16 protein-coding genes are annotated in these 15,530 nt (G+C 53.1%); 3 read left to right on the top strand and 13 right to left on the bottom strand.

Annotated elements, in window-relative coordinates; all coding sequences use genetic code 11:
• Positions 1-11 precede the first annotated feature (11 nt).
• Positions 12-1,097, top strand: a complete 1,086-nt coding sequence (locus QET93_RS00725; RefSeq protein WP_280132634.1) for a phosphate acyltransferase — start codon at positions 12-14, stop codon at positions 1,095-1,097.
• Here the strand turns inward: QET93_RS00725 and tilS are convergent.
• From tilS to thiE, 3 genes are read right to left on the bottom strand one after another with little or no spacing between them, the layout of a single operon-like run.
• Positions 1,091-2,116, bottom strand: a complete 1,026-nt coding sequence (tilS, locus tag QET93_RS00720; protein ID WP_280126671.1) for a tRNA lysidine(34) synthetase TilS — start codon at positions 2,114-2,116, stop codon at positions 1,091-1,093. The two genes, QET93_RS00725 and tilS, sit on opposite strands and share 7 nt — an antisense overlap.
• A 35-nt stretch (positions 2,117-2,151) precedes the next feature.
• Positions 2,152-2,865, bottom strand: coding sequence for a type I 3-dehydroquinate dehydratase (locus tag QET93_RS00715; protein ID WP_280126672.1), 714 nt, complete (start codon positions 2,863-2,865; stop codon positions 2,152-2,154).
• 59 nt (positions 2,866-2,924) lie between these two features.
• Positions 2,925-3,623, bottom strand: a complete 699-nt coding sequence (gene thiE / locus QET93_RS00710; protein ID WP_280132633.1) for a thiamine phosphate synthase — start codon at positions 3,621-3,623, stop codon at positions 2,925-2,927.
• Positions 3,624-3,710: 87 nt separating this feature from the next.
• On the opposite strand from thiE, the gene QET93_RS00705 reads away from it, so the two are divergent.
• The gene (locus QET93_RS00705) at positions 3,711-4,622 is read left to right on the top strand and encodes a LysR family transcriptional regulator (RefSeq protein ID WP_280132632.1); all 912 of its coding nucleotides are present in this window, start codon (positions 3,711-3,713) and stop codon (positions 4,620-4,622) included.
• Positions 4,623-4,721: 99 nt separating this feature from the next.
• Here QET93_RS00705 and QET93_RS00700 read toward each other — a convergent pair whose 3' ends face one another.
• The gene (locus QET93_RS00700; protein WP_280126675.1) at positions 4,722-6,035 is read right to left on the bottom strand and encodes a malic enzyme-like NAD(P)-binding protein; all 1,314 of its coding nucleotides are present in this window, start codon (positions 6,033-6,035) and stop codon (positions 4,722-4,724) included.
• A gap of 220 nt (positions 6,036-6,255) precedes the next feature.
• Here QET93_RS00700 and QET93_RS00695 point away from each other — a divergent pair, with 220 nt between their 5' ends.
• Positions 6,256-7,053 carry a glycosyltransferase family 25 protein gene (locus QET93_RS00695; protein ID WP_280132631.1) on the top strand — a complete coding sequence of 266 codons (798 nt, stop codon included), beginning with the start codon at positions 6,256-6,258 and terminating at the stop codon, positions 7,051-7,053.
• A 33-nt stretch (positions 7,054-7,086) separates the two neighbouring features.
• Here QET93_RS00695 and QET93_RS00690 read toward each other — a convergent pair whose 3' ends face one another.
• The 9 genes from QET93_RS00690 to folK all read right to left on the bottom strand — a co-directional run bounded on the left by QET93_RS00690 (position 7,087) and on the right by folK (position 15,515).
• Positions 7,087-7,974: an FAD:protein FMN transferase gene (locus QET93_RS00690; RefSeq protein ID WP_322190037.1), complete on the bottom strand. Its 888-nt coding sequence runs from the start codon at positions 7,972-7,974 to the stop codon at positions 7,087-7,089.
• Between the two features lie 25 nt (positions 7,975-7,999).
• Positions 8,000-9,364 (bottom strand): DUF1080 domain-containing protein, encoded by a 1,365-nt coding sequence (locus tag QET93_RS00685; protein WP_280132629.1) that lies wholly within the window; start codon positions 9,362-9,364, stop codon positions 8,000-8,002.
• A 53-nt stretch (positions 9,365-9,417) separates the two neighbouring features.
• Entirely contained in the window at positions 9,418-9,693 is a 276-nt protein-coding gene (locus QET93_RS00680) for a hypothetical protein (protein WP_280126679.1), read from the bottom strand.
• A complete protein-coding gene (locus QET93_RS00675) occupies positions 9,690-10,967 on the bottom strand; it encodes a Gfo/Idh/MocA family oxidoreductase (RefSeq protein ID WP_280126680.1) in 1,278 nt (425 codons plus the stop codon). The genes QET93_RS00680 and QET93_RS00675 overlap by 4 nt, the downstream gene beginning before the upstream one ends.
• 163 nt (positions 10,968-11,130) lie before the next feature.
• Positions 11,131-12,210 carry an alanine--glyoxylate aminotransferase family protein gene (locus QET93_RS00670; RefSeq protein WP_280132628.1) on the bottom strand — a complete coding sequence of 360 codons (1,080 nt, stop codon included), beginning with the start codon at positions 12,208-12,210 and terminating at the stop codon, positions 11,131-11,133.
• A gap of 53 nt (positions 12,211-12,263) precedes the next feature.
• Positions 12,264-13,274 carry a polyprenyl synthetase family protein gene (locus tag QET93_RS00665; RefSeq protein WP_280126682.1) on the bottom strand — a complete coding sequence of 337 codons (1,011 nt, stop codon included), beginning with the start codon at positions 13,272-13,274 and terminating at the stop codon, positions 12,264-12,266.
• Between the two features lie 90 nt (positions 13,275-13,364).
• On the bottom strand, positions 13,365-14,174 hold the full coding sequence (locus QET93_RS00660; RefSeq protein ID WP_280126683.1) for a M23 family metallopeptidase: 810 nt from the start codon (positions 14,172-14,174) through the stop codon (positions 13,365-13,367).
• Between the two features lie 13 nt (positions 14,175-14,187).
• Positions 14,188-14,973 carry a 3-methyl-2-oxobutanoate hydroxymethyltransferase gene (gene panB, locus QET93_RS00655; RefSeq protein WP_280132627.1) on the bottom strand — a complete coding sequence of 262 codons (786 nt, stop codon included), beginning with the start codon at positions 14,971-14,973 and terminating at the stop codon, positions 14,188-14,190.
• Between the two features lie 35 nt (positions 14,974-15,008).
• Positions 15,009-15,515, bottom strand: a complete 507-nt coding sequence (gene folK, locus QET93_RS00650; RefSeq protein WP_280132626.1) for a 2-amino-4-hydroxy-6-hydroxymethyldihydropteridine diphosphokinase — start codon at positions 15,513-15,515, stop codon at positions 15,009-15,011.
• Positions 15,516-15,530 lie beyond the last annotated feature (15 nt).

The raw sequence follows: 15,530 nt of genomic DNA, 5'->3' as shown, positions 1-15,530 counted from the left end.
TTGAAGGTTCAATGAGTGAAGATTCTGCACATTTTTCGAGTAACGGATTGACTTTGCCGCTTCTGGAGCATTTGAAGCGCCATCCGAAGCGTTTGGTTTTCCCGGAAGGGGAGGATATTCGCTTGCTTCATGTTGCCGAGTATTTGGTCGGCCAGGAGGCTGTGATTCCCATTTTGCTTGGTCGTCGCGAGGTGATTGTCAATATGGCGAAAGAAGCTGGAATTTGCCTGCGTTTTATCCGCATTATTGAACCGGAGAAGAGTTCTGACTTCGAATTGTTCTGCGAGCGTTTTACACGAGTGGAAAAGATGAAGGGCAATGATCCCGGCAATGTGCGGGAAATCATGAAGTCCCCCTTCAATTTTGCATCGATGATGGCTTTGTACGGTCAGGCCGATGCCGTTCTTGCCGGTAATCTGCATGGCAGCGCTCCCGTATTTCGTGCGGTGTCCCGCTATAAGAAAGAGCCGGAGCAGGGGAATTCTTTGTTTGCGATTAGCGTTGTCGTTTGCGAACACCTCAAGAAGCTGGGTGGTGACGGAATTTTCTTCATTGCCGATGCCGGCGTTTCCCCGGTTCCTGGTGTGTCGGATATGGCCTACTATGCGGTAGAAACGGGCAAAATGGCTCGTCATATTCTTGGGCGTCCCGTCCAGGTGTCCATGATTAGCGCTTCGACGAACGGATCTATTCCCGGTGTCCCATCCCAGCGGGCCCATGCGGCGGCCGTATTGGCCCAGAGCCAGTTGGAGCAACTCAATATCGGGGAACACATTACCGTGGAAGGAGAAATCCAGATAGACGCGGCTCTTTCTCCTGCTGCCTACAATATGCGCGTCCAGCATTCTGTGTTGAGAAAACCGTCCGATGTCCTCATTTTCCCGACTCTGGACTCGGCAGATATCGCCCGGAAATTGCTTGCCATGCTGCCGGGGGTGAGCGAATACGGAATGGTCATCCAGGATATTCTCTTTCCGATTGCGGAGGTGTCTCGTCTGGCAACGATTGATCAGATTTACGGAGCATCTCTGCTGGTAGCTAACGAAGCTATCCAATTCCACGAATTGTATCCGAACGGCCAGGCTTTGCTTTACTGATTGTTCTCCGGGGAGGAGTGGTTGCTGTCGGGGAGTTGCCTTCTTTCTCCGGAAGGGACGACAACCAACCGGTGTTCCTTGCGAGAGGCAATCAGGCCTCCGGGGAGGGATGTGCGGGAGGGGCCTGCTACGTTGAGGATATCCAAAGTGCGTGCGATACATTCTTCCGAGAGGTCGGGCACGCCGTTTTTCTTGAGAAATCGGAATACGGCTGCTTTCTTGAGTTCGGCAGGCATGGCATTGATTTTGGGGAGGAAGAGTCTTCCTTGAGGATCTGTCAATTCCATGAGTTCCAGAGCCTGGTCGAGGGCTTTTTCCTGTTCCTCAGCCAAACGAGCGCTGCGGTTGATGATGGGAGTCACGTCCCGTTTCAGAATGGAGGAGAGGGAAGGGATGATTTGCAGGCGGATGGCGTTGCGGACGATATCGGTTTCCGCATTGGTTTCATCTTCCTGCCAAGGGATGCTGCGGAGGGTGAGCCAGTTGGTGATTTGTTGTCTGGATGTATCCAGCAGAGGGCGCAGGACGGTCATGCCTCCCGGCCAGGTAGAAACCGGCGTCATGGCCCGGAGACGTCTCGTGCCGCGGCAGAGGTGGAAAATGGCCGTTTCCGCTTGATCGTCCCGGTGATGGGCAAGGGCTGCCATGGATTCGGGGAACCGGCTGTGCCAGAGAGCGAAGCACTCCTGTCTCAGCTTCCGGGCGGCTGTTTCAAGGGAGAGCCCGTCCTGGTGAGCGACACGGGGCGCATCCATGTATTCGACCAGGAATGGGATGCCGAGTTTCCGTGCATAGGCTTCCGTGAACTTGGCATCGGCATCTGCCGTGCATTTTCTGATCCCGTGGTGGACATGGCAGGCGATGGGACGGCATCCCGGCAGTTCTGCCAAAAGCGTCAGTAGTGCAATGGAGTCCCTTCCTCCGCTGACTCCGACCAGAATAGGGACTCCCGAGAGCAGCAGGGGCATGGTGGACGGCTCCGGCACGGGCGGAGCGATGGGGATGTTGTCCGCGTTCATGGGATGCTTGGCCGGGGGTGGAAAAGAACCGCAGTTCAGGATGGCGTGACAGCTTCCAGAGAAGACAGGGATTTCATGAAAGAGGCGGCGGGCCACTGTCCGGGCGCTGCTTCATACTGGCCCAGATAACCGTAGATGAGAGAGGAGCCGCATTGGGCATACAACAGGCGCGAGGTCGGGCCAAGCGGTCCCATGCCCATGACTGCCATTTCCCCCGTTCTCTGTGCCAGAAGCCGGGTACCAATGATGATGTCTTCCGGACGGGTGAGTGCAAAGGCGAATTTGACGATGTCCGCTCCGAGTTCTCTCGCCTGGCGTTCACGTTTGATAAGTTCTTCCATCTCCGGTGTTTCCTGGAAATCGTGGAACGAGGCAATGACCTTGACTGATGCTTCCCGGGCTGTTGCAATTAGCTCTTGCGCTTGTTCCATGTGAGCGATTTCTACATCGATAGCGATAGCATGGGGAAGGGTTTGTTGAAGCAGGGCGAGGCGTGCTTCAATCGTCATGGGGCGTATACCGCCTTCTTCAGGTGAGCGGGCCGTGAACAGGAGAGGCAGGGAGGAACGGTATTCCAGTATTTCCTCAAGGAGAATGCTTTCCGGCAGAGCATCCAGGCGGAGCTCAATCCAGTTGCAAATCTCCGACAGATCTTTGTCTCTCAAGGAAACCCATTCTTCCCATACCGTAGCTGTACCGATAATCTTTGTATCGGGGCGGGGGAAAGAGTTTCCGTATTTCTTGTTCATGAAGGGAAAATCTCAAATGCCGGAGGAAAGGTCAATTTCTTCCGTAGATTCGTACGGGATTATGCCAGATGTTCAATGAGATTGCGAACGGTCGTACGGATATCCGGTTGCCGGAGGAGCCATGAAACGATGACAACTCGTTCTGCTCCCGCCTCCAGAACAGCCGGGAGGGTAACACCGTTGATGCCTCCGATACAGAACATGGGAAAACCGGCAGGGAGGGATTTCCGGACAGTCCGGATGTCCCCAAGACCGATGGCGGCCCGGCCCGGTTTTGTAGCAGTTGCAAACAAAGGACCGAAACCGATGTAGTCGGCTCCTTCCTTCCAGCCTTTCAGAGCCTGTTCGGGACTGTGGGTGGATCTTCCCACGATTTTGCCGTTTCCAAGGAATCTTTTAACGGAAGCGAGATCGGATGTGTCCTGGCCGATATGGACTCCGTCCGAACCGCTTGCCTTGGCGATTTCTGGATAGTCGTTAACGATGAAAAGGCAATCATGTTGACGACAAAGCGGTGTCAGTTTTGTTGCAAGATCGAAGATGAGATCTTGAGCGATGTTTTTAGCACGCAGTTGAAGGATGGATAATCCTCCTTCCAAAAGTTGTCCGGCGACATCGAGTGCATGTTCCCGCGGTACATAGCCAAGATCAAGAATACCGTATAGATGGCAGTTGTCGAAGATTCCGGAAGAACGCATAGTGAGAGTAATTCTACCGATTTTACCGGGAAACTCAAGCATGGTACAGATGGCGTGCATGAAATACGTGCAAGCAGCCTGTTGAATAGGAAGAATCCAATTGACTTCAACCTGGCCCTCTCCAATGATCGTTCATATCAAATGACCATGTTTCCCCATCTTTTTTCGGAGAGAGGCCTTTCCCTGGATCGGTTGCGGGCTCTGGTTGAGGTTGCTTCGGCAGGCGGCATTGCCCGGGCAGTACATGGAGACCCGGCATTGCAGAGCCTATATTCCCGGCAGATTAAGGAATTGGGCGAGTTCTTCGGAGCCGAACTGGCAAGAAAGAAGGGGAAATACCTTGTCCTGACGCCTGAAGGAGAGGAACTCGTCCGTATTTCCCGGGAAGCCATGTGTGCTTTGGAGGATTTCAAATGCAGGACTCGGAATACGATGTACCGGTTCACGTTGGGAGCCGGGGACAGTCAGCATGCCTGGATGGCGGCTCCGGTTCTGGCCTCTATGGTCAGGCAAGGCTTGCCATGGCAGTTTTTATTCAAGAATCTCCGCAATTCGGAGATCTCGAAAGGCTTACTGGACATGGAACTCGACTTTGGCATTGTTCGTTCAAGTGCCTTGTCGTCAGACTTGCTTGAAAGTCGGAAAATTACAACGGTGTCCTATGCCTTGTATGTTCCGAGACCCATGGTGCCTCCAGGCCGGGAGAAGGATTTCAAATGGTTGTTGGAGAACAGGCCGCTGACAACATTGACCAACGATACGACGTTCTATGCCTCTTTGGTGGACTGTTTGCGCAATCTGGGTATTGACGGAGATGCTTTTTGTGGTACTCAGTCGTTTCCGTTCGCAGCCCGTCTGTTGAAATCCGGTGCTTACATGGCTATTTTACCTAATATTGCCGAGTGTGATCTGGATGCTTCGATACTCAAGGTAGAAGATCCGGTACTGGCTCCATTGAATCGGGCGTTTTCTTTGGCGTGGAATCCGCGTTTGGTCAAGGTGAGGCCTGTTGCCGAACGGGTAATTGACTTTTTTATCAAGTATCTCATAGGGGCTTGATGCGTTGTGTTGTGCCGCGACGGGTTACGAAAAAGCCGCCGGATGCGGTATGCATGCCGGCGGCTGGGTGATTTCTTGAGTAACCCCGTAATCCTGTTTTTACTTGAGGTAACTTTCTACGATCATTCTGGAACGTTCCCTGGCCCCCATGATACGGGCTTGCAGTTCTTGGCGATAGGCGTCCATGTCCCGGATCGGGGACTGGGCAACGCCGGAAACCATGGCAGCCTGGGCAACAGCCGGGCATTGCCAGTCGATAATGCGAGGATCCAGGGGTTTGGGGATGACGTAGTCGATGCCAAAGCTGAGAGGCTCTCCTCCGTAAGCTTCGATCACTTCCTGAGGAACAGGTTCCTTGGCGAGATCGGCCAGGGAACGTGCGGCGGCGATCTTCATAGGCTCGTTGATGCAACGGGCATTGACGTCGAGAGCGGCGCGGAAAATGAAGGGGAAGCAGGAAACATTGTTGACCTGGTTGGGCCAGTCGGAACGCCCGGAGCCCATAATGCAGTCCGGACGGGCCTTTTTGGCTTCCCGGTAGGTAATTTCGGGGTCCGGATTGGCACAGGCGAAGATAATGGGGGAGTCCGCCATGGAACGAACCATATCCTGGCTCAGGATTCCTTTTGTGGACAACCCGAGAAATACATCCGCCCCGCGGATAGCGTCTTCCATGGAGCAGTCGTGCGTTTGGGCAAACTGTGCCTTGGTTGAGTGCAAATCCATACGGCCTGCCTGAATGAGCCCTTTGGAGTCGAACATGAAAATATTCTCCCGGCGGATACCGAGGGAAATGTAAAACTTGGCACAGGCAATCCCGGCCGCTCCGGCTCCGACGACGACGACTCGCATGTTTTCCAGACGGCGGCCGGTCAGTTCGGCTGCGTTTAGAAGAGCAGCTCCGGAAATGACGGCCGTACCGTGCTGGTCATCGTGAAAGACGGGGATGTTCATTTCCGCACGGAGACGTTCTTCCAGCATGAAGCATTCGGGAGCCTTGATGTCTTCCAGATTGATAGCTCCGAAAGTGGGTTCCATCGTTTTGATGACTTCGATCAATTTTTCGGGTTCGCGTACATTCAGTTCGATATCGAAAACGTCGATGTCGGCAAAGACTTTGAATAGAAGTCCCTTGCCTTCCATGACAGGTTTGGCTGCATCCGGCCCAATATTGCCGAGTCCCAGAACGGCGGTACCGTTGGTGATGACTCCTACGAGATTGGATTTTCCAGTGTACAGAGCACTGAGGGAAGGATCTTTTTTTATGCGCAAACAGGGTTCGGCAACACCTGGGGAATAGGCAAGTGTCAGATCCCGCTGCGAAAAAGCGGACTTGCACGGCAAGGTTTCCATCTTGCCGGGTCGTGGCTGTGCGTGATACTCCAGAGCATCAAGCTTAAGGTCGGATGACATGGTATTAGCGAAGTAAATTTGATCTGAGCCTCCCAAAAGCCACGAGTAGCGTCAAAAGACAAGTCCAGAATCTGACATTTATTGGCACAGCTGTTGAGAGGTTGAGGATGGAGTCATACAGGAAACTATTTTTTTATGTGTGAAAAACATTGAAAAAGAGAGGATTCTGAGTTAGCCTGAACTTAGCCCGCCCCTCTGGGGAGGATCTTCCTGTTTGCCTATGAACCATTATTCTTTTTCTACGGATAAAACTCTCCATCTTGTAATCAATCTGGAACAGGCTGTTGAGAGGAGGGAGCACATTGTCCGTCAGGCGGAGGAACTGGGATTTCCCGTGCAATTCGTTCAGGCGATTGCAGGAAAGGATTTGGACTGTAATTCCCTGCCGGCTTATGATCGCAAGAGGCGCATGCGTGAATATAGTTGTCACCTTCTTCCTAACGAGCAAGGATGCATTCAAAGTCATTTAAAGGCTATTAGAACATTTTTGGAGACGGATTACGAGTACTGTGTAATCAATGAGGACGATGTGTTGTTTGACCCCGATTTCCTGGGAATGCTGGAGGAAATACTGACGCGGACCTCTGGCTGGGAATGTATCAAATTGTGGACTGACGGCCGCCATTACGATGTGCTGCCCCCCCATCCGGAGATGAAGATACAAATGACTTTTCCGAAGAAATTCCCATGGGAGGCAACGAGTATCCTCTATACCCGGGCCGGTGCGGAAAAGGTGTTGGAAGGGTTCAAACGGTATTGGATGGTCTACGACGCTCAATGGGCGGGGGTGTGCTTTGCCGGTAACATTGTCGCCTGCGGAGTGTTGCCGGCGCCGGCTCGTCCGGACCCAGCCCTGTGCGTTAAGAGCAATATTGATGCCGACAAAAAGAGAACGAAGAGTTATGAATTGCGCCGGAATTTCATTCAGTGGGTGATTCACCGTTGTTGTGTCCTGAATTTTTCGACACAGAAAAAGAAGATGCGCCGCAAGTTGGCGCGGGTTCTCTCCGTCAAGTAAAGGTGTGGAGACTTCCGATCCTCCAACATGAACTCAGGCATGTTCTTCCATGCTGATGCACTCGGGCTGGTCGGCAAGGTACTCTTTTTCTTCCTTTTCTGCGATAAAGAAAGCCGTGGAGAGGATTTCACCCACGGTGCCGGTTTCGGTGACGACGGAGACATGCTTCTTTCCTGTGACGACTTGCCGGGAATCCGGGCGGATGAGATGCTGGCGTCCGGTTGTATTGTTGCCTGATGTTGTCAGACACTGGTTGTGCAGAGTGAGTTCTTTGTATTCGCCTTCGATTTGTGCTTCGTCAACTCCCAGTCCGACGGGCCATCCTTTTCCATGGGGATGATTGCCGATGGCGAGGACGGAACTGTTACCGAAATTGACCAGGGCATCGCGGACTCCTTCTCGGAGCAGGACGGATTTGCAGGAATCCACAGCGTAGCCCTTGGCAAACCCGCACAGATCCAGCACGATGCCCGGATGATGGCGTATCACGGTGTCTTCCGGGGTGATTTCCCACGCATCCATCAGGGAACTTTCGGAAGCTGGAGACTGGATGGTAATGTCGAAGAGGCCCTGGGTACGCCGATACCATTCCCGGCAAGTAGATAGAATCGTTGCCAGCTCCCGTGAGATGGAGACAGGAGTCCCGGGAGGGGCGGTATTGATTTGTGATAGAAGGCTGCCGGGATCGAAACGATTCATCAGATCCGCCAATCTCTCTGTCTCCTGGGATAGGAGGAAAGCCAAACGGCCTGCATTCCATTCGTCTATTCCGCAGATCAGAATATCCATGCGGGAGTGCATGGCCTCGAACCATGCGTAGGAAACCGATGTCCCGTTCGGAAGTGTTTTATGAATCAGGGGGTACATGGCAGGAGCAAAAAGAGCGGATGCCTGCTGGAGACATCCACCCTGTATTGTCATTGATCCATATCATCAAACCGGACGTTTAGTCCAGTTCTTTGATCTTGATATTTTTGAAGGTGACTTCGTCTCCATGGTCCTGAAGGAGAATGTTGCCTTCTTCAAGTTCTCCGAACTTGGGCCAGTTTTTGTATTTGCTTCCTGCAACAAGATCCTTCCAGGCTTGGTCTCCTCGCTTGTATTCGATGAGTTTCTCTCCATTGAGCCAGTGTTCCACATGGTTGCCTTTGACGACAATGCGGGCTGTGTTAAACTTGTCCTTTTGGAAGGGCTTGTTCTCCGGAGCGGGAATGAGATCGTAGAGTGAACCGAGTTTGCGATTGCCGTTCTTGCCGAGTTTGGCATCGGGATGGTTTTGATCGTCAAGGATTTGGAATTCGCATCCGATGGAGGAACCTTCACCTTTATTCAGGTTGGTATCGACGAAGTATTTGATACCGCTGTTGGCTCCTTTGGTGATTTTGAAATCTACGAGCAATTCGAAATTCTTGTATTTCTTTTCCGTGACAATATCTCCGCCATTGGCGGATTCGGCCCCACCGGACTTGAGGACGGTGAGCGTGCCTTTTTCCGGGTCTATCTTCCAACCATGATCGGGGAATTGGGCCAATTTGGCGCCTCTCCATCCGGTTGTCGTTTTGCCATCCCAGAGCAGTTTCCAGCCGTCTGCTGCTTCCCGGGCGGAAATGTGATTGTCGATATTGTTGAACTGAGGGATATCGCCCTTGTCGGGAGTCGCTTCCTTGTCCAGATCATCCGTCATGATGCGGATATTTTTCCATTCGATGGTTTTTCCGGCCAGATCCTTGTTGCCTCCAATGCCATGGACTTGCAGCGCAATGATGCCTTCCGGCGTCATGTTATCGACGAGATTGGCACAGGGGATTCCGTTGAGCCAGGTACGGATTGTGTCGCCGATTGCTTCGATGCGGACCTTGTTCCATTCCCCGTGTTTGAAAGCTTTTTTGGCGGCCGGGTTTTTATCCAGCGGGTAGAGCCAGCCGCGGCGGGCTTCGTCGTAAATGCCGCAACTCCAGGCCCGGGGAGATGTATCGATTTCGCACTGGTATCCGTGGACTCGGCCATTGTTATAATCCGGTTTGCTTTCGCTGCGGATCTGGACTCCGGAATTGAGACCGTCGTCAACCTTATATTCGAATTCCAGGATGAAGTCCTTGTAGGTGTTTTTGGTAGCCAGGAAGGAATTGGGGGTATGCAATGTACTGACACCGATAATTTTACCATCCTGAGCTTTGAATTCCGCTTTTCCGTTCAGAGGTTCCCAATTGGAGAGGTCCTTTCCATTAAAGAGGGGATGCCATTCTCCGGCCCAGGCTACGCCCATGCTGGCCAGAGCACAGGCTACAGTGAGTATGTTATTTAATTTCATGTTTTTTGTGGATAGGTACAATCTGTTGAAAGCAGATTGCAGGTTCTTGGGAGTCAAGAGTTTTGGCCTTCATTTACCCCTTTTTTGTCACGGAAGGGAAAGAAGAGAAGAAAGATAATAGACTTGATGATGAGACGTATGACGATTATGGCTACATAGAGCCCGACGGTGAGCATAAGCACCATGGGAAACATGGTAAACAGTTCCGACCAGGATGCGTTCAAGTTTGTGATGCTGTAAACATTGAAGGAAAATGCCGCGATGAAGCAACAGGCCAGGATACAAAGTTCCAGGATTTTGCGTTTTCCGGTGATGACGGTTTCTTTCATGCCAGGGTAGGAGCTTTGTGGTTCAGGTAGTCGATCTTGTATTTATCCGGGAAATCGATGACTCGCTGTTCTTCCATGGCTTGATGGCCGAGGAGGCAAAGCATGCTGGAGTAGTACCCTTCCTCAATGAGCTTGGGAACGCGTTTTCCTGTGATGACAGCTTCTACGAAGGCTTCCAGAAGCATCTGGGTACCGTCTCCATGGGATTTTTTACCGAGTATATACTCACCCTTGTTGGCCTTCGCCGTTTCGGGAGCCCAACTACCGCTGGCAAAGGGAACGGCCTCGAAAAGGTCATTCTCCATCTTGTTAATCATGCGCAGCATGGCAGGAGCGGGAGGAACGCTTTCCGGGTAGTATTTCTGTTTTTCCATTTCAAGCGTCCCGTGGGAACAGAGGATTTGTTCCTCCAAACCATAAAAACGATTGGAATTGGTACAGCCGAAACTCATGTTGGCGCCGTTGTCATAACCGAAGACGACATGGACATTATCGTATACTTCCCGGCCGTCCTTACGATCCGCAATAGCGCCAAATCCGGTAATTTTGTTGGGGATGGCTTGTAACGCCCAGTTGCCGACCTGGATTTGGTGGCTGGCGAGTTCCGTCATGAGTCCTCGGGAATATTCCTTGTAAAGACGCCAGTTGATTTTACGCTCCAGATCCGGCGAGGGGACGGGACGCTTCCAGTCCGTATTGCGGTCCCAGTAGGTTCTGATGCATTGTACTGCCCCGAACTCTCCGGCATGGATTCTGTCCATGGCATTGATATAGCGAGGATCGAACATACGCTGGTGGCCGACAAACATGACCCGGTCACAGTTCTTGTAGGCCTGGTACATGGAATACGTTTCTTCCTGATCAATGGAGAATGCCTTTTCGACGAAGGCGTGTTTTCCGGCAGCGAAAGCATCCAGCAACATTCTGGCATGGAGGTAGGGGGGCGTTGCAATGACGACTGCATCAACATTCTTGTCTTCCAGTAATTGGCGGTAATCCGTGTACTGGCGGGCATTGGGCGCGATGCCAAGGGCTCCCTTCATGCTAGGGGCATAGTTGTCACACAGAGCTACGATGTTGGCTTTGGGATTGGCAGCCAGAAACCTCATCAGATACTGGCCGCGAGATCCTGGTCCTATAATACCGAGACGGGCTTTTTCGCCAACGGTTTCCACCTCCTGTGCAAATGCGCCAAACCATGGGCAGGATGCCAGGAGGGAGGCCCCTAGCGCTGTTTTACCCATTCCTTGGACGAATTCTCTTCGATTCATCATAGTTATTTTGAAAAATTGCTTGAGTCTACCGGATATTCCCTGATGCACGGTAGATATATAACCTATATACGGAATAAATCAGGAATTATTTTCACAAATCGTTGAGAATTGTGAAAAATAGAGAAAGAAGGCAGGATGTATATCGGTTGGGGATACCGAAAATTCAGAGGATGAGACATTCCTCCATGTCATTCAGGAGGGGGATGATATCTTTCGTAGACAGGACTCCCATGTTGGAAATGCGGATACGGCGGCTTTTCCATTTGCCATATCCGGCGTCAATGACCCAGCCGTAATTTTGCTTGAGGCGTTGGGCGAAGACGACCGTATCCATTTCTTCTGGGGGGATGAGGCAATTAAGGGTATCTGCCCGGAATCCTCGCGGTGGAACGGGTGTAAAACCGTGCTTCTCTGCCCAGGCGGAGACGAAACGGCGGCATCGGTGGTGGCGTTCAAAGCGTGTTTTCACTCCCTCTGCGTTGATTTCGCGAGCCCGGTGGGCAAGTCCCATAATCAGAGGGATAGCAGGTGTGGAAATGGTCATGTCTCTGCACGCATTTTTTTCATATTCCAGGAAATCCATATAAAAACCGCGCCCCGGAACTTCTCCCGCCCGGGAGAGCGCCCGTTCCGAAACGGCGCACACGGTCAGGCCTGGGGGGAGGGCTAAGGCTTTCTGGGTACCGGCCAGCATGACATCTATGCCCCAGACATCCATCATAAGAGGTGTGGCCGAATAGGATGAAACGGTGTCGACTGCCAGCAGGGTTCCTGGATAACGATTGACTATTTCCGCTATCTTTTTGAGGGGATTCAGAACACCCGTGGATGTCTCTGCATGAACGAGAGTGACCAGATCGTAGGTATGGGAGGCCAGTGCCTGAGTGACAGAAGCAGGATCAATAGGGGTCCCCCAATCGGTACGTAGGGCGTCCGCCTGGAGGCCGCAGCGCAGGGAGACATCGTGCCATCGATCGGAAAAAGCCCCGTTGCAGCAGTTAAGTACCCGTTTCCCTGGGCGTACCAAATTGCGAAGACAGGCTTCCATCATGCCCCAGGAGGAGCAGGTGGCTAGATACATGGGCCGGATCGTACCTGCCATTTCCTTCAAAATCGGCTGGGAAATCGCTACAAGCTCGGAGAAGGCCGGCGAACGGTGACCGATCATGTCTGCCGACATGGCGAGGCGAGCCGCAGGGTCAACCCACGTTGGTCCGGGGATAAACAAGGTTCTTTGATCCATGGAGGGGAGGTTGGGAGATTGGCCTGGCTCCTCCGTCTGCTTCGGGCAGTGTGTCAGTGTCCGCAACAGTCTTCCAGGAGTTCGTCCATGTAGAAGGTCATTTCTGCCAAGGCTTCCCGGTAGGGAGTCTGGGGCAGAAGCCAGAGGATTTCACGGGCTTCCTCCGTCATGCGGAGGGCGTCCTGAACGGCTTTGCCGATAGCTTCGCGGTAGGCTTCCGTCCGGGAAATATGTTCGTAGTCGGGAGCTTGACGACGTTCAAGGGCATCGTGCACCATTTCTCCAATGGCTTCATCATCGCTGTCCAGAAGGTTGAAGATAGGCAGAGTCAATTTACCTTTTTCTGCGTCCGTATGCAGGGTTTTGCCGGCATCGTCTTCGTCGCCGACCATATCCAGGCAATCGTCGTAAATTTGATAGGCGGAGCCGATCAGTACGCCGAGGCGGTACATGGTGCTTTCAAGTTCTTCGTTGACCCCGGAGATCCAGGATGCCCCACCCGTGGCCGCGGAGAACAGAGATGCCGTCTTTTTGCGGATGATTTCAAAATAGTCTTCACGAGTCATGTCCAGATCGAACAGACGGCTGGACTGCTCCACTTCGCCTTGGCAGACGTCACGGACGATGACCGCAAGCCTTTTACAAAAGTCCACACTGCCGAAATCCGTTCCTAAAACCATGGCATGGGAGAAAAGGGCGTCTCCGAGTAGAACGGCGAGATTATTACCCCATAGGGCATTTGCCGTGGGTTCGTTTCGGCGTGTATCGGCCCGGTCAATGACGTCGTCATGGACAAGGGATGCCAGATGGACCATTTCCAGAATCGCGCCCAACCGGATGTGTTCCGGTTTGATGCCTCCGGTAGCTCCCCCCATTAAGAGGGCCAGAGCCGGCCTTAGAAGCTTTCCGCGCGACTTGCAGATTGTTTCCATGTAGTCGGCTACTGTGGGTTCGAAACTTTCCGTCTGGGCTTCGATAAGTTCCTCGACTTGTTTCAGGGCTGGCCGCACAAGATCATAGTAATGCTTGTGGTTGCGAAGTTTTGAGAAAAACGGAATGGGCATGGAATCTTGTAGCGATACAGGCGCGATAGCGCGGATTCATTATGCACGTAGTACGCCGATTGGCAATGATGAAGATGAAGAATTCACTCCTTACTTGGCAGTCGCGGGAGGCGTGATGCTGATGGTCATGTTTTCCATGTCCAGCTCGTTCTGGATTTCTTCCATCAAGGGCAGGGGATCCGGGATGGAAACCTCGGAAGCAGGAGCATAACGTTTCAGGATGTCATGAGGGTTGAGCCTTCCTCCCAGGGTGGCTCCGTATGCGGGCATGCCGGCTTCGATGGCGATGGATGGGATGGTTTCAAAATGCAGATGAGCCATGTAGTTGCCATGGGCGTTGCCGACTCGTCCGATGATTTTGCCGCGGGGGACGGTATCTCCGACCCGGACAAGGGTTTTGTCCAAGTGGGCGTAGAGCGTTTGCATCAGGGAACCATCCGGCATGCGGTGAAGAAGGACGATGACGTTGCCCCAGTTTTCACTAGGTTCTCCGCAGAAGATGACCCTGCCCCGGGCTGCTGCATAAACGGGATCTCCCAGATCGGTGTTTTCTCCGCCGATGCCGTTGAGGTCGACGCCCCAGTGAGGGCCGCCGCGCTTGTTGTTCGGTTCTCCCCATGTCTGGGCATCGTAGGTGAATGCTCCGCTTTCACTGCCGAGCGGAGACGTGAAGACATCCGCGAGGGGGGCTTTGACACAGTCGTAGGGTGTCAGAAGAATCATGCGCGGATCGAATGGCACTTGGGCGTGAACCGGGATGTCGGCATCGTAAATGTTCCTTTGAGCCGTTAACTTCGGAGTGGCGTCACGGCGGGCCATGAGCCAGGCAAATCCAAGGATGAGGATGCCTGCCAAAAGGAGGAATCCAAAAACGACACGGGTGGTTGTACGGTCCGGCATGACGAGAGATGGGTTAGCTGGGCAGGCTGTCCTGGGGAAGTTTCCAAGCGCGGATTTCAGCCATCCACTCACGGGCGCATTGTTCAATGATGCCGGCAACATTGCCCTTGGGTTTGATAAATCCGGGGACGAACCATGGAAAACCTCCTATCAGGTCGGTAATGACGGCGACACTGCCGTTGCATGTGGCTTCGCCGGAACCGATGGCGATGGTTGGGATAACGGAACGCTCCGTGGCCATCCGTGCGGCATGGGGACGGGTCCCTTCCACGACGCAGCAGCAGGCCCCTGCGCGGTTGACTGCATCGATGTCATCCATCAAGGCAGTAATTTCGTCGTCGGTTTTGCCTTTGATTTTGTAGCCGCCTTCTTCCAACACCTTCTGAGGGAGGAGGCCGACATGGGCAACGACGGGGATGCCGTCTGCCACGATGGCGGCGATTTGGGCTTCAATAGCTACGCCGCCTTCCAGTTTGACTGCTTCCGCCCCGGCCTTGACGAGTGTCCTGGCACTTTCCAGAGCCTGTTCTACTGTCGTGTAGGTGTTGATGGGCAAGTCGCAGATGAGGAAAGCCCGGCTGGTTCCCCTTGCGACGGCTCCGACATGATGGGCCATGTGGGCGAGAGTAACGTGTGTTGTATCGGGAAACCCGAGGAGAGTCATTCCGACGGAATCTCCGACGAGGATCATGTCAACTCCGGCTGCATCAAGGATTTTGGCTGTAGGGTAGTCGTAAGCCGTCAGCATCGTCAACGGGGTTCCCCCTTTGCTGTTGCGGATGGCTTCTGCTTTTTCCATGGCTTGGTTCATAAGTATTATTGGTATAGTGTTCTTTACCAGGTATCCTGCATGGGGATGGGGGCTGGCTCGTCGGTATCCAGATTGTTGAGTAAATCCACGACGGTGAGAACCTGTCCCGGCAGGATGAGGTCGGGCCGGATATCCGCCAGCGGACAAAGGACAAATTTGCGACAGTGCACCCTGGGGTGGGGGATGGTGAGGGATGGAGATGCGATGAGCAGATCCCCCAGATAGATGATATCGACATCGGCGGTACGGGGTTCATTGCGAACGTGGGAACGTACCCTGCCCAGCTTTTGTTCAATGTCTTGACAGTGGAGCAGGAGTTCTTCCGCCGTACCAGGCCATGTGAATTCAAGAACGGCATTGACGTAGTCTTCGGAACCTTCCGGACAACCGACAGGAGCCGTTGAGTACAAGCGGGACTGAAGGAACAAGTTGCCTTGAACATTTATTCCGCTGAAAAAGTCGCGTGCGGTTTTCAACGAAGTTACCTTGGCTCCCAAGTTGGAGCCGAGAGCGATGCCGGCCCTTCTCATGATGAGTTTGGTGGA

Source organism: Akkermansia sp. N21116, from assembly GCF_029854705.2.
In the GTDB taxonomy this organism is placed as follows: Bacteria; Verrucomicrobiota; Verrucomicrobiia; order Verrucomicrobiales; family Akkermansiaceae; genus Akkermansia.
This window is presented reverse-complemented; position numbering and strand designations above follow the sequence as displayed.